The 19,789-nt window shown below is 44.3% G+C and carries 19 protein-coding genes and 1 pseudogene; 3 read left to right on the plus strand and 17 right to left on the minus strand.

All coding sequences use genetic code 11. The annotated features are described in order from the left end of the window. Nucleotides 1-14 precede the first annotated feature (14 nt). Together J2736_RS07665 and J2736_RS07670 are read left to right on the plus strand one after the other, a co-directional pair. Nucleotides 15-359, plus strand: a complete 345-nt coding sequence (locus tag J2736_RS07665) for a winged helix-turn-helix transcriptional regulator (protein WP_310224979.1) — start codon at nt 15-17, stop codon at nt 357-359. Nucleotides 360-641: 282 nt separating this feature from the next. Beyond that, nucleotides 642-900: pseudogene (locus J2736_RS07670) on the plus strand (DDE-type integrase/transposase/recombinase); the annotation flags it as partial. Between the two features lie 871 nt (nt 901-1,771). Here J2736_RS07670 and msrA read toward each other — a convergent pair. From msrA to J2736_RS07725, 11 genes are all read right to left on the minus strand, one after another. Beyond that, nucleotides 1,772-2,290 carry a peptide-methionine (S)-S-oxide reductase MsrA gene (gene msrA, locus J2736_RS07675; protein WP_310224981.1) on the minus strand — a complete coding sequence of 173 codons (519 nt, stop codon included), beginning with the start codon at nt 2,288-2,290 and terminating at the stop codon, nt 1,772-1,774. A 100-nt stretch (nt 2,291-2,390) separates the two neighbouring features. Beyond that, complete coding sequence (locus J2736_RS07680; RefSeq protein ID WP_310224983.1) at nt 2,391-3,311, minus strand: MBL fold metallo-hydrolase; 921 nt, start codon at nt 3,309-3,311, stop codon at nt 2,391-2,393. 28 nt (nt 3,312-3,339) lie between these two features. Continuing rightward, complete coding sequence (locus J2736_RS07685) at nt 3,340-4,407, minus strand: ABC transporter substrate-binding protein (protein WP_310224985.1); 1,068 nt, start codon at nt 4,405-4,407, stop codon at nt 3,340-3,342. A gap of 27 nt (nt 4,408-4,434) precedes the next feature. Continuing rightward, nucleotides 4,435-5,199 carry an ABC transporter permease gene (locus J2736_RS07690; protein ID WP_310224987.1) on the minus strand — a complete coding sequence of 255 codons (765 nt, stop codon included), beginning with the start codon at nt 5,197-5,199 and terminating at the stop codon, nt 4,435-4,437. Further along, complete coding sequence (locus J2736_RS07695) at nt 5,132-5,971, minus strand: ABC transporter ATP-binding protein (protein ID WP_310224989.1); 840 nt, start codon at nt 5,969-5,971, stop codon at nt 5,132-5,134. The genes J2736_RS07690 and J2736_RS07695 overlap by 68 nt, the downstream gene beginning before the upstream one ends. 32 nt (nt 5,972-6,003) lie before the next feature. Continuing rightward, nucleotides 6,004-6,681 (minus strand): Crp/Fnr family transcriptional regulator, encoded by a 678-nt coding sequence (locus J2736_RS07700; protein WP_310224991.1) that lies wholly within the window; start codon nt 6,679-6,681, stop codon nt 6,004-6,006. Nucleotides 6,682-6,938: 257 nt separating this feature from the next. Continuing rightward, entirely contained in the window at nt 6,939-8,153 is a 1,215-nt protein-coding gene (locus tag J2736_RS07705) for a M24 family metallopeptidase (protein ID WP_310224993.1), read from the minus strand. 70 nt (nt 8,154-8,223) lie between these two features. Then, on the minus strand, nt 8,224-8,967 hold the full coding sequence (locus J2736_RS07710; RefSeq protein ID WP_310225265.1) for an amino acid ABC transporter ATP-binding protein: 744 nt from the start codon (nt 8,965-8,967) through the stop codon (nt 8,224-8,226). A gap of 11 nt (nt 8,968-8,978) precedes the next feature. Further along, entirely contained in the window at nt 8,979-9,623 is a 645-nt protein-coding gene (locus J2736_RS07715) for an amino acid ABC transporter permease (RefSeq protein WP_145662668.1), read from the minus strand. Nucleotides 9,624-9,649: 26 nt separating this feature from the next. Continuing rightward, nucleotides 9,650-10,531 carry a transporter substrate-binding domain-containing protein gene (locus tag J2736_RS07720; protein ID WP_310224996.1) on the minus strand — a complete coding sequence of 294 codons (882 nt, stop codon included), beginning with the start codon at nt 10,529-10,531 and terminating at the stop codon, nt 9,650-9,652. A 286-nt stretch (nt 10,532-10,817) separates the two neighbouring features. Next, entirely contained in the window at nt 10,818-11,402 is a 585-nt protein-coding gene (locus J2736_RS07725; RefSeq protein WP_310224998.1) for a TetR/AcrR family transcriptional regulator, read from the minus strand. 167 nt (nt 11,403-11,569) lie between these two features. Between J2736_RS07725 and J2736_RS07730 the strand changes: the two genes are divergently transcribed. Then, on the plus strand, nt 11,570-12,277 hold the full coding sequence (locus J2736_RS07730; protein ID WP_310225000.1) for an SDR family oxidoreductase: 708 nt from the start codon (nt 11,570-11,572) through the stop codon (nt 12,275-12,277). A 117-nt stretch (nt 12,278-12,394) separates the two neighbouring features. Here J2736_RS07730 and J2736_RS07735 read toward each other — a convergent pair whose 3' ends face one another. The 6 genes from J2736_RS07735 to J2736_RS07760 form a co-directional block, all read right to left on the minus strand. Continuing rightward, complete coding sequence (locus J2736_RS07735; RefSeq protein ID WP_310225002.1) at nt 12,395-12,631, minus strand: helix-turn-helix domain-containing protein; 237 nt, start codon at nt 12,629-12,631, stop codon at nt 12,395-12,397. Between the two features lie 577 nt (nt 12,632-13,208). Then, nucleotides 13,209-14,057 carry a carbohydrate ABC transporter permease gene (locus J2736_RS07740; protein WP_310225004.1) on the minus strand — a complete coding sequence of 283 codons (849 nt, stop codon included), beginning with the start codon at nt 14,055-14,057 and terminating at the stop codon, nt 13,209-13,211. 19 nt (nt 14,058-14,076) lie between these two features. Next, nucleotides 14,077-14,955 (minus strand): carbohydrate ABC transporter permease, encoded by an 879-nt coding sequence (locus J2736_RS07745; protein ID WP_310225006.1) that lies wholly within the window; start codon nt 14,953-14,955, stop codon nt 14,077-14,079. A 75-nt stretch (nt 14,956-15,030) separates the two neighbouring features. After that, entirely contained in the window at nt 15,031-16,377 is a 1,347-nt protein-coding gene (locus J2736_RS07750) for an ABC transporter substrate-binding protein (RefSeq protein ID WP_310225008.1), read from the minus strand. Between the two features lie 97 nt (nt 16,378-16,474). Continuing rightward, entirely contained in the window at nt 16,475-17,932 is a 1,458-nt protein-coding gene (locus J2736_RS07755; RefSeq protein WP_310225010.1) for a response regulator, read from the minus strand. Continuing rightward, on the minus strand, nt 17,910-19,709 hold the full coding sequence (locus J2736_RS07760) for a sensor histidine kinase (RefSeq protein ID WP_310225012.1): 1,800 nt from the start codon (nt 19,707-19,709) through the stop codon (nt 17,910-17,912). The genes J2736_RS07755 and J2736_RS07760 overlap by 23 nt, the downstream gene beginning before the upstream one ends. Nucleotides 19,710-19,789 lie beyond the last annotated feature (80 nt).

The raw sequence follows: 19,789 nt of genomic DNA on the forward strand, positions 1-19,789 counted from the left end.
AGGAGTTGGCTGATTTGGAATCATCTGAGTTTGAGAGTAATTGTAAGGCATCTATTTCTGAAGTATTGCATGTTCTCTCAGGAAAGTGGACTTTTCTAGTAATAGCAGAACTTATAAAGGAGCCACAACGTTTTAATCAATTGAGAAGAAATTTAGGTAACATCAATACGAAAGGTTTAACGGATACATTACGCAATTTAGAAGAACATGGATTAATAAATCGGCAAGTATTTCCTACCGTTCCAGTTACAGTCGAATATTCTATTTCTGAAAAAGGACGATCATTCTCGGAAATGTTCACAGGAATGAACCGCTGGAAAACCGAATGGGATTCTCCTGAGTTAAACCCAATTCAATAAATATTCAAATCAGTTCTTTAAATGAGAGAGTCCAGTTTGCGAGAAACCATTAATTTACCAAAGATACTGTTCAAAAGTTGGGAATTGTTGATGACTAAAAGAAAAATGGATGAATATTCTGTACCCACATTTTGAACAACCTCTTTTCACTTATGATGGCATTGATATCGTCGTTTGCCTCGAAAACAACTATAACAGGAATAATTTCTTTTCATAAGAAGGCTATTTTTTTATATATACTTTAAAAAAGTAAAGGCACTATTTATTCACATCCAACGACTTAAGATTGCGCCTAACTTATTAGACTGTAGCTTTGAAGCATTAAAGACTAATGAGAAGTGGGTAACTGACATTAAGAGTTTCATTTGTATGGAGAAAAATTATATGTATCGGCAGTATTAGATTTAATAAAAGGAGAATAGATATCATTACCAACATTATCACTTGCTTCAGATATGCTAGAACAAGTTTTTGAGCGATTAAATACAAAAGCGAATTTCACATTCATTCAGATCAAGGATGGCATTATCAAATGAAGAAGAGAACTGCGATATATCTACTAATCTATTTAAAAGCGAATTAAGGCAAAATTAAACGGGAAGAGCCCGGTAAGGTAATACCGGACTCTTCCCGTTTAATTTTGCCTAATCATATATTCTGTCTAACTACTTCGGCCACTTCAATTTTCGCGGTGGCACACGGAGAAGCTTTGGAATTGATTAAGAATATTGTCTTAAAGCCATTTGAAACCCAAGAATCCTAAAACCACTAATCGCTTTTTTTCCTTTCAAATTCATTACCTCTTTTCACGATTTGGACCATATTTCTATAAAAGAGACAAATGCAAACTGGTTTATATTGCGTCAATAATAGGACGGTTTATGTTGCCAATGGGTCAATAAATGCCTTTAATAAATACTTACGATCATCTGTCATGGGCTGCTTCCCCTCTAAAAACAATTATTTTATAATCATTCCACATAAAAACAAAAACTCCTGTATATTCCTGTAATCTCCCGATAGCTGAGCACTTATATGGGTATTATGTTGGCAAGCGTAGAATCGATTCCAAAATCGACCATCTATATTGTAGGTGAATTTGTGTCGCCAGACTACAATGTTGGGACATTTGTGCATTTTTAGATGACACAAATCTTCCTACATAAAAATAAAAAAGCCTGATTCCTCAGGCAATTGCATTTAAACTTATGTAGGCACATTTGTGTCATTGGACAGTTGTCGGTTGACAAGAACTCTTCTTTGGAACCCCGCCAGGAAATCGGTCATTGCGATTACGCATTGCTTCCATAAGTACGTAATAAAGTTACTACCATTATGTTAGTGAAATTCCACTAACTCGTTATTCAAAAAAAGCAGGGCACCCAGATAGGCCCCCCTGCTTTCTCTACTTATTACTTCCAATATTTCTCACCAAAAGCATCGCGACCAGAGGAAATCCGCTCTTCTTTATATGCCTTTGGGTTCTTGGTGTGGTAATTCTGGTGATACTCTTCTGCTGGAAAAAAAGTAGCTGCTGGCCTAATCTCCGTTACTATCGGCTTATCAAAACGTCCGCTTTGCCCAAGCTCAGCTTTCGATTGAAGAGCAAGCTCATGCTGCTCTTCATTGTAATAAAATATAGCTGTACGATACTGGCTACCGCGATCAATGTACTGTCCTTCATCATCGGTAGGATCTATCTGAGGCCAATATAACTCGAGCAGTTTCTCATATGGGAAGATAGCCGAGTCAAACGTAATTTCGACAACTTCCAAATGACCGGTTTCTCCAGTCTTCACTTGTTCGTAAGTTGGATTCTCAACGGCACCGCCCATATAGCCAGACACAATACCATGAATGCCTGGTTGTTCTTCAAATGGACTCACCATACACCAGAAGCAGCCACCGGCAAAAGTCGCTTTTTGTATCATCGTATACCCCTTTCACCATAATGAATGATATGGTTGTTTGTATAGCTATTTATTATAGTTATTTACGTTCAACAAGTCCATTTGACCAAACTACCCGTCTCTAGCCTAACTGAAAGGACATCAGGTCGCGCCCTACAGTAATCAGCCCTTGATAGATATCCCGCATCCCTTTGATATATTCCTCCTCAGCAACCTCATTAGCTTCAGGAGCCGGGATATGGTGAGTAAGCACCAGATGCTTCACACCTGCTTGCTTGGCGATTTCGGCAGCCTCCACTGTCGTCGTGTGATATTTGGCTGGGTTAGAAAGCGCTTTGTCATAGGCCGGATATTGCTCAATCAGCGTGTCCAGCCATTCTTTGTTATACGCCTCGTGTATTAAGAGATCGACACCTTGACTGTACTTCAACATATTCGCTACAGGAATCGTATCCCCGGAAATAACGACGGACTTCCCGTTGTATTCAAATTTATAGGCGACCGCAGGATAGACTGGGCGGTGATCCACTTCAAAGGCCGTAATCTTGATTCCTTCCTTCTCGTAGACAACCCCCTCGTTTCGTTCGGTATATTCGATCCGAGCCCCCGCTTCATCTGACAAATTATAGCTGACGCGAAGCTTGACATCGAACTCGAAAGATTCCCGCATTTTACCAATAATTTCTTTGGTTGTCTCAGGACCATAAACATGCATCGGCGTTGAACGTCCCTCAAATACACGCTCAGGAGTAATGTGTGTTCGCCAGCTTGTAATAAACACATCGAAAAAACCGCTGTTATGATCGTAATGATGATGGGTAAACAGCACATCGGACACCCTTTGGGGCATGACCCCTGCTTTAATAAGCTGATCTACGACACCGCCGCCACAATCGACCAAAAATACCTTATGCCCCGCAAGTACGGCCACACTGGGCTTAGCTCTGCCGTAAAATGCTCTTGGAGAGCCTGTTCCAAGTAAAATGACTTTGATATCCTCATGAAACTCGGGCTGAAGATTTACCTGTGGCTGTATATGCATGTTGAATTCCTCCTGCGTTAAAGGTTTATTATTTTCCGCTTTTCACTTCCTGAAGCAAAGATAAATCCAACATATCGCTCAAATCCAGCGAGTTTTTCTCGATTCCCTTTATATAGCCTGCATCTATGGCAACCTTGGCCATTGTCTCCAGCGATGCTTTATCCACATCCGTTGTCAGTCTAAGATGATCTAATGCAGCCTTGATTAATTCCAGCGCCAAGCCCTTACCTGTCAATTCCTTTAACTCATCGCTAACTAATTTATAGGATTCTTCCGGATTTTTCTGAATAAACTCGATTGCCTCGCTATTTGCACGAATGGCTGCTTTCGCCTCGTTGCGGTGCTCCTTCAAGAATTTATCATTCGCCACCAAAATGGTTAGCGGATAATCGCCGTCATTCGGCGGTATTTTATTCCAATCAACAACGATCTTGCCAATGCCTTCGCCTACAATTTGTGTTCCCCACGGTTCTGGCAGCAATGCAACATCTACTTGCTTCTGTTTCATCGCCACGAGCGTGTCAGCCGGTGCCATTGTAATTAATTGCACACCTGAAGTATCGGTTGTAACTTTCAACCCCTCCTGCTCAAGCAGCAGACGCAAGGAGATTTCATTGGTGCTGCCTTTCGTCGGAATAACTGCTGTCTTTCCCACCAAATCCTTGACACTGGAAATGCCGGAGTCGTTCCTGGCAACCAACACTGCACCTCCATTATTGGAGCCAGAGATAATTTTGATATTCTTGCTTCGAACGTACTGGTTGGTCACGGGACTAGGTCCCACAAAGCCAATATCAATCTGGCCAGTAGCCATGGCCGTGGAGAAATCGGAGCCGTTATCGAAGCCAACAACCTCGACCTTGATGTTATTGCCAAAATGCTTTTGGAAATAACCATTTTTTATCGCGACGAAAGCTGGGGCGTGGGTCACATTTTTGAGCAAACCGATTTTCACTGTCGAAGGCTCTGCGGGTTGACTTGATGATGCTGCTGATGCCTGCTCCTTATTGCCACCTGCTGCTCCTATGCCGCAGGCAGATAAAAGAGTAGTAGTCAGCAGAAACACTACGAGTAAGAATGATCGAAATTTCTTCATATTAGACCCCTTTTCTTGTACATAGACTCACGCTTTAGTGCCATTCAAGCCGTATTTAATTAGTACCCGATCTTCCATACGCTTGAAGAAAAACCGGTCAGATAAGGTTCCAATGACGGCAATGATAATCACAATGCACAGCATAAGCGATGTATCACCGATATTGCGGCCTTCCTGCAGCATTTGTCCGAGTCCGATGCCACGTGCAATAAGCTCTGCAGAGACGAGTGCTCGCCAAGCGAAGGCCCACGCCATTCTCATTCCCATGATCAGATGAGGAACCGAAGCAGGAATCATCACTTGATAGAAAAGTTTAAGTCCTCTGCCAGTTCCGTACATTTGTGCCGCTTGGATATACAGAGGTGGAATGTTCTTAATTCCAGTCCTTGTGGCGATTGTCATCGTCCATGTTGCTCCAATGGTCGTAATAAATATGACGGAAAGGTCATTCAGACCGAACCAGATTATGGCGAAGGGCAGCCAAGCGATACTTGGAATCGTCTGCAAGGCGACCACCAGAAAGCCCAAGGTCTCATCCACCAACCGATTTCGGGCAAAGATCACTCCTAAAGTCATTCCAATGACGCAAGAGAGAACAAATGCTACGAGAATACGGCGAAGGCTGCCGCCAACTGCTTCAAGCAGATGACCATGAAGGATGCCATCGTACAAGGTTTGAGCTGTCTGCTGAGCAGAGGGAAACATCCATCCCCAATCGAAAACCCTATATGCTATCTCCCATAAAATGACCAGAAGGATGAGAAAGATTGCTCCTCTGAATCTGGTAGTCATCGCCATGTTCCTCCCTTACCACTTTCTCCAGCTCATCGGCCAACGTATCCATGATGCGTCCTTCGATATGATGGAGCACCGAATCTGTTGCATTTCGCGGCCTTGCTGCTTGAATCTCATACTCTTTCTTAATCCTGCCCGGTCGGGTTGACATGACAAGCACCCTATCGGACAGCAGAACGGCTTCCCGAATGTTATGTGTAATGAAGAGTATCGTTTTGCGTGTTTTCATCCAAATTTCCTCGAGTTCTTTGTGCAAGAGCAGTCTGGTCTGCTCATCGAGCGCTGCAAACGGCTCATCCATCAATAGAATGTCAGGATCCATAACGAGTGCCCGGGCAATTGCTGCTCTCTGCTTCATGCCTCCAGATAGCTCATGTGGGTAGCGGTCGGCGAATTTGCTGAGATGGACCAACTTGATCTGCTCCATCGCCCGCTCATAGCGCTCCTTTTTCTTCATCCCTCGCTGCTTTAATCCGAAAGAGACATTCTCAAGCACCGTCAACCACGGAAATAAGGTATGCTCTTGAAAAACAACGATTCGGTCCGTTCCCGGTCCGTGAATTGGTTTCCCGAGCACTTCAATCTTTCCCGTTTCCGTCTGCTCCAGCCCTGCAATCAATTTCAACAGCGTTGATTTTCCGCAGCCAGACGGCCCCAAGATGGAAACGAACTCTCCTTTCCAGATGGAGAAGGAGACGTTATCAATGGCCATAAAAGTACCGCTATCCCGCTCCATATACGTTTTACTAACCCCTTGTATGTCAATCATGTCTTGATTTCCCCCTTGATCCATATGCCGAGTCATAGCTTAGACATGAAATCTTCGTAATCGTAAATGATCACCTGTTTCTTTTCGTACTGAATAAGACCTTGCTCCTTCCATTTGTTCAATGTTTCCGTTATCGTCTGCCTGCTGCACCCGATGATGTAAGACATTTCTTCATGACTCAGCGGTAGCTTGACATGAATTTCGCTCTGCTGCCACTCTCCGATCTGACTGAGGAAATGGGCGAGCCTCCAAGCGACGGGGCGGGAGATAAGCGTTTCGACATACCTTTGGGTAGACAGCAAACGCCTTGCGTTAGAAACCGTTAGTGCATAAAGGACATCCGGTCGGCTTAGTACCAAGCTTTTAAAATGGTCTGCAGGTACGAGCAGCACTTGGCTGTTCAGTATACATCGCCCGAATCTTTGTCTACGTTGGCCGGTCAGCACCTCCGCCGCACCGAATATTTCACCCGCACTGCGTAAAAACAGCGTAATACCATGACCTTCCTCTGCCGATTGCGAGATTTTAATTAACCCAGACTTAAGAAAATAAATATGCTTGCTTTCTTCATCTTCTCTGAAGATAAATTCATTTTTTTTATAATGGAGCAACACCCCATATTCTTCGAATAGCTCAGCTAATAAAAGCTGCTCATGATGACCTTTTTCCTTCATTGGGTCCGGTGGAGATGAAACTTGTTTATCTGACATACGATCGTCACCCCAATACAAGAAAATATTTAATTCCTTACTTAACCTATAGGTATTATAATGAATAAGAAAAGGATAAAACAGTCATCTAGCCGACAAAATGGTTTTTTTAATAAATGAAAGCAACAAGTGATCCTCTTATCTATCATAAGAGCTGTGAGATTCCATAATTAAGTAGAAAACGGAGCCTCCAAAGTCGCGGAGCTCCGTTTTTCCTGATCTTGTATTTAGATACATGTATGGCAGAACCTGACCCCCTACAGAGAAACGAGCTCTCGGGAAAGCTGATTTAGGCGCTTACAGCCGTTTTCTGTTACGAGCACCATATCCTCGATCATTATTGCGCCTATACCATAACCGTAATATGGCGTTTCGAGGCAAATGACCATGCCAGGCTGGAACAATGTCGTTTCCGTAGGGCCTAGGAAAGGCGGCTCTTCCGCTGCGAGGCTTAAACCTGCACTATGCCCAAGATGCCCACGGTTGTAATTGGGAAGCCCTGAACGCCGGATCACTCCCATCGCATCTTCGAAAACTGCCTGCATCGAGATGCCTGGTGCTACGATTTCCAAAAGACGGTCGTGACCAGCCCTCAAGGCTCCGTAGATACGGGTAATCGTTTCGGAGGGATTGCCGAGCACGAATGTACGCGCAATATCGGAACCGTAGCCGTTCACATCTACGCCAACATCAAATTTGATGACATCCCCTGTTCTCGCGGGGGTGGTTTCAAAGCGGTGAGCAGGTGCAAATGAAGCACCAACAGAAATCATATGGAAGCGTGACGCTAAGCCCTTTACGTCTTTCATCAAGGACAGTTGAAACTCATGCACGATGTCCTTCGCTGTGCTGCCAAGTCGAATGCTCTGAGCCGCATCAGATAGGCCTTTCTCCGTATACGCACACGCTGCACGAAGCTGCTCGATCTCCCACGTTGTTTTTATCATACGAAGTAACGTGAACAATCCTTTGGCCTCCACTAGTTCCGCTACCGGAACCGCCTGACGCAGCGTGTCCACAGATGAATGTCGCATGTCGTTCAGTTCGACAGCAATCTTGCCAGCCTCACAGCCATACTCAGCTAACGTCTTCTGAAGGAGACCGAACATTTCCTGTGCTTGATGACCTGTTGGTCGTTTGCCTTCGTACTTGCCGCCTCTCAAACCGAGCGGATCATCAACATCTACCCAAGTTGGATAGGTTCGCAGCTCATAGTTCGGCAAATCGCTAGATACTCCAGCCGCTTCGAAGTCATTCATGATCATGATTGTCTTGACATTCGGGTCGCGGAAAAGGACCGCTAAAGCTACTTCGCTCATCCTCAATGTATACATAAACGTACTTTCATGGCCGCTAAGGTAATAGAAATTCTCATAAGACGAAGCAATAAGCGCATCCAAGTTCATCTTGCCCATCAGTTCTCGCGCTCTTGCCGCAATTGTGTCTAAATGATGCCTATCTGGATGTACCACCGTATTGTTCACCTCTCCTACGACTTCATTGTTCCTATACTCAGGCTGCGATCACCTTGAGGCATTACGCCTACTCCCCTAACTGTCTTAGAAATCTACGAGCGCGTTCTGTCTCTGGTTGAATGAAGAATTGATCCGGGGTACTCTCCTCTTGAATAACGCCATCGCTCATAAAAATAACTCGATTAGCAACTTCGCGCGCAAACTTCATTTCGTGCGTGACCACGATCATCGTCATCCCTTCCACAGCAAGGTCCTTCATGACCTGAAGCACTTCGCCTGTTAGTTCAGGGTCGAGCGCCGATGTTGGCTCATCGAAGAGCATGACTTTCGGCTGCATGGCTAATGAACGTGCAATCGCTACTCGTTGCTGCTGACCGCCAGAAAGACGTGAGGGATATTCATGTTTTTTCTCCAGAAGGCCAACTTTCGCGAGTAATCTTTCTGCAAGTTCTGCCGCTTGTTTAGCACTCATATTTTTAACCAGCATAGGCGCCGCCGTAATGTTTTGCAGCACCGTCATATGAGAAAATAAATGAAAGGATTGAAAGACCATCCCGCTCATTAACCGAATTCGTTTAATGGCTTCCCGCTTCGCGGATCTGTCCATAGCGGCATCCCAAGTGACATCATCCATTCGAATTGTTCCGGAGTCCGGCTCTTCAAGCCCATTGAGACAACGGAGCAGCGTACTTTTCCCCGAACCACTCGGTCCAAGCAGCACGACGATTTCTTTGGACTTCATTTGAAAATCAATCTGTTGAAGAACTTGCAAGTCGTTAAAGCGCTTTGAAAGCTGATTCACTTCAATCATACGGCTCACCATTAGTACGCCTTGGATAATTTTTTTTCAACTCTAGTCAGCAGCTGGGAAAATAACATGCTCATGAGCCAATACATAACGGCAATGGCGATATAAAAGGGCATGGCAATATAATACTGTGCGATCAAAAGCTGAGCCGTACGGAGCAACTCCGTCACGGTAACAATGGAAACGAGCGATGTTTCCTTGAGCATCCCGATAAACGTGTTGCCCATTGGAGGTATCGCTACCCGCGCAGCTTGCGGCAGTACAACCTTATAGGTCGTTTGCCAAGGAGTAAAACCCAGTGACATCGCAGCCTCCGTCTGCCCCTTACTGACCGATAGAATGGCACCTCGGAACGTCTCCGATAAATAAGCCCCAATATTGAGACTAAGTGAAAGAAATGCCGCTGTAAGTGGACCCAGACGAATCCCGTAATCGGGCAAGCCGTAGTAGATGATGAATATTTGGACGAGAATCGGCGTTCCCCGAAAAATTGAAATATAGAATATCGCGATATTCCTAATAACGATGTTCCCTTTTAGACGAGCAAACGCCACAATCAAAGCAAGAATGAAGCCGAAAAACATCGACACCATGGTGATCAACAATGTATAATACGCACCCTTTAACAAAAAGTCGAGATTTTGCAAAACAAGCTCCATGCCTGCATCCTCCTACGTACTGATGGTCAGATGTTAGGATCGACTTTGAACCATTTTTGGAATATTTGTTTAAACGTGCCGTCCGATTTCATTTCAGTTAACGCATTGTTCAATGCGCTTAAGAGCTCAGCGTTATTTTTACGAATCGCGATTCCTGCAAAGTCATCTTTTACAGAAGCACCCACGGTTTTGATCTGAAAATGATTCTTTTCAACAAGCGGTTGAATGGCAAACACATTGTTGATCGTGGCATCGATCCTACCTGCATTCAAATCCGTAAGCGACGTAATTACATCGTTATAGGTGACGATATTGAATGTTCCAACCTTTGGCAGTACTTCGTTGCGTAAATAAGTCTCATCATTTGTCCCAAGGCCAACCCCAATTTTCTTCCCTTTGAAATCTTCAATCCCCTTCACAGAGGTATTATCATTTTTAACGATGACACTCACACTGTTTTTTATGTAGGGCGTGGAGAAATCCATCGTTTTCTTGCGGTCGTCCGTAATGGTGACTTGGGTGACTAGCGCGTCATACTTGCTTGTTTGCAGCCCCTCAATTAATCCGGAGAACTCGCCCGTAATGAAATCAGCTTGAACACCGATCCGCTTAGCTACTTCCTTCGCGACATCGGCATCGAATCCGTCCACTTCATGTTTATCATTAAGAAAGTTGTAGGGAGCATACGTCCCCATCAAGCCAATTTTGATTTTGCCTGATTTCTTAATCGATGCCAACAAGTCCTCTGAAGTAGCAGCATTCGTGGTGCTCTTAGGTGTTGCTGAAGCTGTTGCAGATGCGGTTGCTTGCGTGCCATCCCCTGATTTACTGGAGCAGCCAACAACCACTGCAGTTATAACACATATGAACGAGATCCCTTTGATTATTTTCTTGACTGTAACTGACATGTGCTGTCCTCCTTGAGAAAGTAAGTTAGTCTTTTTCAGTTCGCTCTCCCTGATTCACATTATCTAAACCAAAGGATTCCCAATGTACCCAAATAATACGCTTCTATTTTTTGTTTCCAATGAAGAACCCCCCCTTATAGTAACTCAATGTTATATTGTTCTTATTTTTGTGGACTTATAAACATAAAAAAAACCTCCCAATAGTCCTATTAACATTAGGATTTCTACTAAGAGAGGTTTCAATCTATTGTATTTAACTATCAATGAAGTGTGGTAGCACGTATTGTTATTTGGGGGAAGAATTAAATACCGTCTTAGCCTGCACTTTTGCTTGATTAAGTATATTTGTGCTTAATACAGGATCCTTAACACTTCTAGCTAAAAGGAGTGATCCCACCATGATGCTCAGGACTACCCCGCTTGTTGTTTCATCACTGCCTGAAATTTCACCTATGAATGCAATATATTGATTCAACGCATGACTGAGAATCCCCTGGAGGTCAGCTGAGCACTGGGCTATTTCACCGGATAGAATCGGAACGATGCACCCTTCTTCAGCGTGATCTCGATGATAAGGGCTCAAATAAAAATCAATGATTCGGTTGATTTCCGGTTCTTCCTTATCCGAATGTTCATTTCGTGTCGATGTTCGCAGTTCATCAATCGTATTGCTCACGACAAAATTGCAGGTCTCAGCAACCAGTTCTTCTTTATTTTCAAAATGAGAGTAGAATCCCCCATGGGTTAATCCGGCACCCTTCATAATGGAGGGGACACTGGATTCCCGAATTCCATTTCTTCTGAATGCATCAGCTGCACTTGTAAGAATGCGATTCCGAACTTTTAATTTATGTCCTTCTGGATAAGGCATGTAAACACCCTCTATCTATTATTCTGAATATTATATATATCATATTATCACATAATGTGTTGGGGTAAAACTCAGTTATCTTTTATTATGCAGTTGACGGTTTTAAAATATTATGGTTATAATATATTACGATCATCATATTATAAAACATAAAGGAGCGATTCATCATGAATATTTCAAAACAAGTAGCATTAGTCACTGGAGCAAATAGAGGTTTAGGTAAGCACTTAGCAGAGGAACTTTTAAAACGCGGTGCAAAAGTGTATGCAGGTGCAAGAAATCCGGAATCCATTAATATTCCCGGAGCGATTCCTATTCAGCTCGATATCACGAATCCGGAGTCTGTGAAAGCGGCAGCCTCAACAGCTTCTGATGTCACACTGCTTATTAATAATGCAGGTACATCCACAGGGGCTTCCGTTCTGACAGGCAGCTGGGATGACATTCACTTAGAGTTTGATACGCATGTATTCGGTACACTCTCCATGGTTCGAGATTTTGCACCTGTCTTGGAGAAAAACGGCGGAGGAGCGATTCTTAATATTTTATCCGTACTCTCCTGGTACACAACAGATAGCACAGGAGCCTACTCCGCGGCAAAATCCGCAGAATGGTCCATGACAAATGCCCTACGTTTAAGCTTAGCGCCAAAAAACATTAACGTTTCAGGGCTGCATGTTGGTTATATGGATACGGACATGACCAAAGGACTAGAAAAACCAAAATCGGATCCGAAGAAAATTGCAGAAATCGCTATTAATGGGATCGAGAATGGTCTGTATGAGATTATTGCGGACGACATTAGCACCAATGTTCAAAAAGGTCTTTCTGGTGGCGTTAATGCTCTATATCCGGAATTATTAACTATTAAATAAACTTCCATAACGAATTAGCCATGTTCTCATTCATTGAGAGCATGGCTTTTTTTTTGCAAATAGTAAAAATAAAAAAACCAATCATTATAAATAATGAATGGCTAATCCAGGAGTTCGCTATGGTCTAGGCTGCATCTCTATTCGAAACAACTCTTCTAATTCCTTATCGAGCAGATCGCTTAATTTCTTCACAGTGGAGGGTCCTGCCGATTTAATCGCTCGTTCTAGCAGACTGACATAGGCATGACTTAAACACGAATGTCTTGCCAGTTCTCGCTGCGAGTAACCTTTGACAACTCTAGCCTTAATAAAAGCATCTGTGTTAGCCTTGATCTTCGTGCTCATCATGTTCATTCGTTTAACATCATCCCCCTAAAAAATGGTTGTTCTTAAAAGTGAACAACCACTAGCGAACTCTATTTTCCACTCAGTTTACATACTCACAAAAAAAGTGGACATGTCCGTTTCTTTGAACGGATGTCCACATATGATGTGTAACAATATTTGAAAATACAGTACAGTAGAATTATAGACTCGTTAACGAAACTTGTAAATTAATATTACGTTGTATTTTATACATAAGTGTATACTTTTTTGGTACTCATATAATGACTTGTAAATCATTCCGTAAAGCAACTCGTTATGAAAATCTAACCTCCAAAGAGACGTGGAACTTTTTGGAGCATAAGTAGTACCAGCAAACCCTTTGTCAAACATCTACGGGAACGAAGTTCACACGCTGGTCATTTTACTAACCTGGCTATGCAATCCTCGAAAACGCTCTGAACGCAATGACATGCCCTACTTAACGACGCTACGTTGAACGTATGGCCTGCTGAATTCAATTATCAAGTCTCTCTGGATTATGAGAAATATCCGAATGCCTAAACGCTCTAGGAACGTTAGCTTTGGTCAAATCAAGTCTGTGTGTTTATCCTTTTACCGCAGAACTGGAAAACCCTTGGATGATGTACTTCTGTCCAACGAAAAAAACAATCAAGAGCGGTACAACCCCTGCCGTCGCGGCAGCCATCATCAAGTTGTAATCAACGCCTGCCTCCAACATGAAGTTCTGCATGCCGATTGGCACTGTATACAGCTTTTTGTCGATTAAGAAGATCAGAGCATTCTCATAATCGTTCCAATTCCAAGTAAAATCAATAATCGCGAACGTAGCCAGCACCGGCTTTGAGAGCGGTATGAACATCCTAGTAAAGATCAAGATGTGCCCCGCTCCGTCGATAAAAGCTGCTTCGGAGATTTCCTGCGGAATCGTGAGAAAAAACTGGCGAATCATGAATACTCCGAATACGGAAAACAAGCCTGGCAGAATCAATGCCCAGTGGGTGTTATAGATATGCATCCAGTCAAACATAATAAATTTTGGAACGAACAGGACCTGCTGCGGAATCATCATGAGACATAGATATAAGAAAAAGATTCCGTTCCGGCCTTTAAACTCAATTTTGCTGAATCCGTAGGCCGCCAGTGCCGCCAAAAGCGGAGCTAGTATCATAAGTGTAACGGAAATTTTGAGTGAATTTAGATAAAAGGTCAGAAATCCGTCGCCTGTCGTCCACACCTTTATGTGGTTCGTCATAACCGGATTCAGTGGAATCCATTGGATCGGGTAGGTAAAGACATCCTTCGGTTTTTTGAACGAGGTGCTGATCATCCACAACATCGGTGATAATAACAGCAGGCTTAGAAAAGCCATTATGATGGTGTTTAGTCCCTTAGCAACTCGGTTTCGGAGTGTCCGACTAACGCTTGCATTCATGTTTATCCTCCCTCTTTGGTTAATAGTGAACCCATCTTTTCTGCCCCCACCATTGGAGAAGTGAGATAAGCAAAATTAGCAGAAACATCATCCACGATATAGCTGACGCAAAGCCCATTTCATAGAAACTGAAAGCTTTCTTGTAGGCATAGATTGAGAATACCGTTGTACTGTTTGCCGGTCCGCCTTGTGTGATCGCGTAGATTATGCCAAAGCCTTTTACGGCACCAACAAAGCCAGTAATGAGTAGAAAGAACGTCGTCGGACTAACGAGCGGCAAGATGATATTGAAAATCATATGATTAGCCCTTACTCCGTCAATCCGGGCTGCCTCCAGCAGCTCCGTTGAGATATCTTGCAGCGCAGCCAAATAAATGATCATATTGTAGCCGATGCCCCCTACCGTTAGCATAATGAGCACTGCAATCATGGCCGAATCCGGCGAAGAGAACCAACGGGGCGCATTCGTGACACCAAGTGAGTGTAGGAATGCATTAATCGGCCCTTCACGCGGCTGGAAGAGCACCATCCAAACGAAAGCAATCGCAATTCCGCTTGTAAAGTAGGGAGCGAAGAAGAACGCTCGCAGCGTTTTGGCCAAATACACCCGATTGTTAAGCATCAGTGCAATCAAAAAGCCGATACACACTGCGACAGGTACGGGAAGCAAAACCAGCATTGTGTTTTTGACAGAGATCCAAAACAATTCTTCCTTTACCATCCTGCGAAAGTTGTCTAAGCCAATAAACTGTGGTCCTTTGCCGCTGGAAAACACCCAATCCGTAAACATTAAATAGAACGAGAATAAGGCCGGAATTAGGAGAAATACTGTCATCCCAATTACGTTTGGAGCAATAAAAACGTACCCCAGCATGCGCTGTCGCTTCATCCAACTCATAAGATCACCGCCTTTCAAGGAATAGAAAAGGGAAGCCCGGAGCAAGCCCCTAACTTCCCCTATCCCTATCTTCAATTATTTTTTTGCTGCTTTTAAGTTGTCATTGTGAATGCGTGCGAGTTCCTTAGAACCTTCTTCAGGTGTTATTTTCTGTGTGAACACTTTATCGTACACCGGTTGGAAATCCGAGGAAGTCTTCGCGTCAAGCTGCGTCAAAGTAAGAGGAAGATTACCGAACATTACCCGTTTCACCGATTCAAGATCGTAGGTGTCTTCAACGCCTTCGAACATCGCCTTAACGGCATCATCCGCCTTGAAATCTTTTGAAGAAGGTACACGTCCACCCTTGGCTAAGGGAAGCATGCCATCGTCCGCATACCATTTGATGAACTGCCAGGCTTCATCTTTAAATTTAGACTTCGAATTGATCGTCAGTACGTCGCCCAAACCACCATTGTACATGTAGTCCGTTTGATCCTTAGTGACCGAAGGCGCTGGAGCAGCGGCTACCTTGAACTTACGCGGGAAATCTTTGAGATTATTGGTTGTTCGGAAAATCTGTTCCGTCGAGAACAGCATGGCCGTCTCGCCTTTCACGAACATTTGATCCAGTGCCGGCTTTGATGTAATTTGCTCCGTATGCGGCATTATGCTCTTATCTTTGAACATCATATCCGAGTATACTTGGAGCGTCTTTACCGTGAACGGATTATCGAACGCCGAGGTGTTGTCCGGCTTCGTCATCAGCAGGCTTTGTTTCATAAGCGATCCGTTGATAGGAACTGTAAAGTAATAATCGCTCTCCGCAACTCCCCATACTTTGTCTCCTTTCAACTTGTTCGCATAATCCCTCATATCGTCCAGACTCCAACTGGTTGGTACCGGAAGCCCCTTTGCATCTAGCATGTCCTTGTTCAACCAGACGAAGGAAAGACCTTTTTTGGTTGGCACACCATAGTATTTACCATCTTTTTTCCAAATGGCGGCACCTGAACCCATCTTGTCATCAATGTTATAGTCTTTGTAGGAACTCAGATCCAGCGCGTTTCCAGCCATGACCCTTTTCTCTAACGTATTGAAGGCATAATTCATGTACATGTCTACCTGTTGTCCGGAAACGAGTGCCGTATCCAACTTTAAGTTACCCGCATCGTCATTCACGAATCGTACATACTCAACTTGAATCTCCGGGTGCAGTTTGTTCCAGTTATCTACTGCAGCCTGAGGACCACTTTCTGCTGGCACGGCTCCCCACATAGTAAGCTTCACTGGGTCTTTCTTTGGCGCTGTGGTCGCTGCCGTTGAGCTCGTGGAAGGCGTTTGTGCATTCTTCGCTGTTTGGCTGCTGCAGCCGGTAATCAACACGGATGCAACTGTAACTAAGGTAATCATCCCTACATACATTGAATTCTTTTTCTTCATGCTTGGACCTCCTCGTGAATAATAGAACTACAATCAACTTCCTCTATTCACACTATATCAGCGGGCTCGGTTTCTTCTAAGAGTCAAAACTTACGAGTTAATATGACAAATCCGAGATCACCTTCGCCTTTCGATAGGCGCTTGGTGTCTGTCCAACTTCACGCTTAAATAGCTTGATAAAATAGGCATCGTCGGTAAATCCCGTCTGATCGGCTATTTCCGCCACACTCCACTCCGAGTAATGCAGCAACTGCTTCGCGTGGCCAATCCGAACGTTCTGAAGGAAGGAGACTGGTGTCTGTCCTGTCTTTCTTCGGAATAGTGTACTCAAGTAATCGACGTTCATCGAAGCCAGCTTAGCCAAATCTTTAACCGAGATATTTTCCCGAAAATGCTCAAGCATATATCGTATCACCCGATTGACATCCGGATGATCGGTGTAAAGTCCTTCCTCTTCGTTCATCTTCCGAATACATGCTGTAACCCAATGTTTCATTGCTTGCAGCAACTCAAGATGGCTGCGTTCTCCAAGTACTAACTCCTTCGGCACTTCACGGCCTCTTGCCAGCGTCACGATCATCTCTGCGAGGCGAATGGCAGCCTGCTTGACTTCAATGTGGCTATATCCGGCAATAGACATCCCTCCCCAGATCGCGTCCATAAGCTCAATGCACTTTGTCTCATGACGCTCCTCGAAACAGAGCAGAAAATCCGCTTCCAATTCACGCTCGGCAAGATATGAACTTTTCACGGGACTACTTGCTTCCCCGTACCAGAACTGGTCTAGCTGCTTGAGGGCTAGTCCCCATTGGTGAGCCAGCGTAGAAAGAGTGCCTCCCTTTACTACTGCAATTGGATATCCCCCTATTTTCAAAGTCGTCAAGGGCCCCGTATCTTCCCTCATACTCCAACAAAAAAATGCAGTCTCCCCTGCTTCCATAAATGGATGAATCAACAAATACGCATCGTTTGGGGCGATTCCCATTTTCACGAGCTGCTCCCATGATATAGTCTCTGAACCAGTTAAAACTGTATAGACAGTTAGATAAAGCGAATCAATGACATCCGGCATCGCAATGGGTTTTCCTGACGGCTCGGCCATGCCCCCATGCCTCCATTTTTCTGCCCAAGATTGATAGTACAGCTGATAAAGCGATTCTCCTTTACGCTGCAGCTCGTTCAGAAGCTCCCCCTTGATCCGGGAGAGATTATCTAATATGATTTCGTCACTGAGCGATAGCTTTAGCAAATAATTGGTGGCGCCATACTGCAGCGCATCTCTGGCATAATTGAAATCGCTCATCGCAGTCAGCATAAGAAAGCGACTCGGTATCCCATCCTCACGAACCTGTCTGAGCAGCTCAATACCGTCCATGCCGGGCATTACAATATCACAGATGACGACATCTGGCTTAAGATTGCGAATATCCGTGAGCGCATCCTTACCCGTCCCAGCTTCTCCAACAACGTGAAACCCGTGCTTCTCCCACGCTAGAATCTCCCGAATTGCCTGACGTACGAATACTTCGTCTTCAACTAAGTAGACTGTCCACATGGTTGTCCCCTCCCTCCCTAAATGGCGTCGATACCAATAAAGCCGTTGTCATTCTTACAAGCGTCCCGCTCGCAATAGGGACAAATTCCAAGATGGCATCCTCCTTGTATAAAAGCTGAAGTCTTTCCTTCACATTACTGATGCCGATGCCTTCACGACTCCTCCGCTTATGCTTCTTGGACGCTTCTTGTAAACCAATTCCGTTATCCTCTACTTCAAGTATAAGTTTTCCGCTTTCCGCCTTAGCGCGTATGATAATTGTCCCTCGCTGCTCCTCCGAGTCGAAGCCATGGACAATGGCATTTTCTACAAGTGGCTGCAAGCTCAGCTTTGGAACAAGTGCATAAGTAACCGTTTGATCCACCTCATAAATCATTGTAAATCTACTCTGGTAGCGTAACTTTTGAATGGATTCATAGGCTTTCAGCAGCCCAATTTCTTCATGAAGAGGCAGTAACTCAAGTTCCGAATTGAGGCTTGCCTCTAGCAACCCGCCAAGTGCGATGCAAATGTCGACAATGGGCGTTTGTTTCTCCTTGCGCGCCATCCACTTCAACATATTTAGTGTATTAAGCAGAAAATGCGGATTCATCTGGGTGAGTAGCATTTGAAACCGGACGGCTTGCTTCTGCCTCTCCTCTTCTTTCAGACGCTGAATCAGCGCTCCAATGTCATTGATCATTCGATTGAAGCTAGAGCCAAGCGAAGCAATTTCTCTCGTTTGGCTCATCTTGACATCGAGTCTCACATTCAGCTTTTTCTCAGACGCTTCTTCCATTTTCTTCTGCAGTGCGGAGAGTGGACGAGTTACGCGCGATGCAATCAGGAAAATAACCGCTACGAAAACTACGACCAGCAGCCCCAGAATCAGGAAAAAACGGATGCGAAGCCGGGTCAATTCCGACCATAAATCATCGAGTGATATGCGGCTAACGACATACCAGTCCAGCTTATCCAGATAACTGTAAGTGACAAGCGAAGCGGTCGAAGCATCCCGATAAGAACCGGAGCGTTGTGCCTCTTGTATCACTTGCTTAATAATGGTGCTGCCGATGCTGGCACCGCTGCTCCGGAGAACGGATTCACCTTTGCCGGTGAAAACAGTGATCTCTTGGTTAAGAGCAATATTTCTCACCGTACTGTCGAACCATTCCTGTGCATCAATGCTAATTCTTGCTAACCCATAATTTCCACGGCGTTGATCCTGTAGCAGGATATATAAACTTAAAAGTTTACTGTCACGGTTATTGTAGATGTCACTCGGGTCACTTGCCACCCACTCATAAGACTGGGGTGAACGCTCCAATCTGCTCTTCCATTTTTGAAACTCGTCAATCGAGTTGGTTAACTGACCATTTGGCGAATACGATGTGTACACATTTCCCTCGTGATCAATTAGCTTGAAAAAAAGTTCCGTCTGGTGAAAAAAGAAGCTGTTATTAATGCCTGACATTTTGCTCTCAATTAAGCGCTTTCGCTCAATAGGGTCGTAGTTCTCCGGCGTATCCATTACCTTGACTAGACCCTCATCCTGGCTAAGCATTGTGTGTGTCTTATAGGCGAATGCCATCATATCTGTTAAAGATGTATGTACCTGCTGCATCCGCTCGGACATACGGCCTGTCAAATCATCTTGACGAATCGACTCGAAGTTTCGAAATAACGAGTAGACAGCAAGACACAAGGGAAGTAGCAGCAACGCTACAAACGTAACAATGAGGCGATATTTTAAAGTTAAAGGAAACCATGCCCGCCATTTCTTTTGCCATTTACTCATACGTAAACTGCCTCCTTCTCTTTCCGTTTCCATTCAAAGGTTGGCTTCATCGTAGCATGGGAGAATAGAGCTGTACATAA

This window comes from Paenibacillus qinlingensis (genome assembly GCF_031455095.1).
In the GTDB taxonomy this organism is placed as follows: Bacteria; Bacillota; Bacilli; order Paenibacillales; family NBRC-103111; genus Paenibacillus_E; species Paenibacillus_E qinlingensis_A.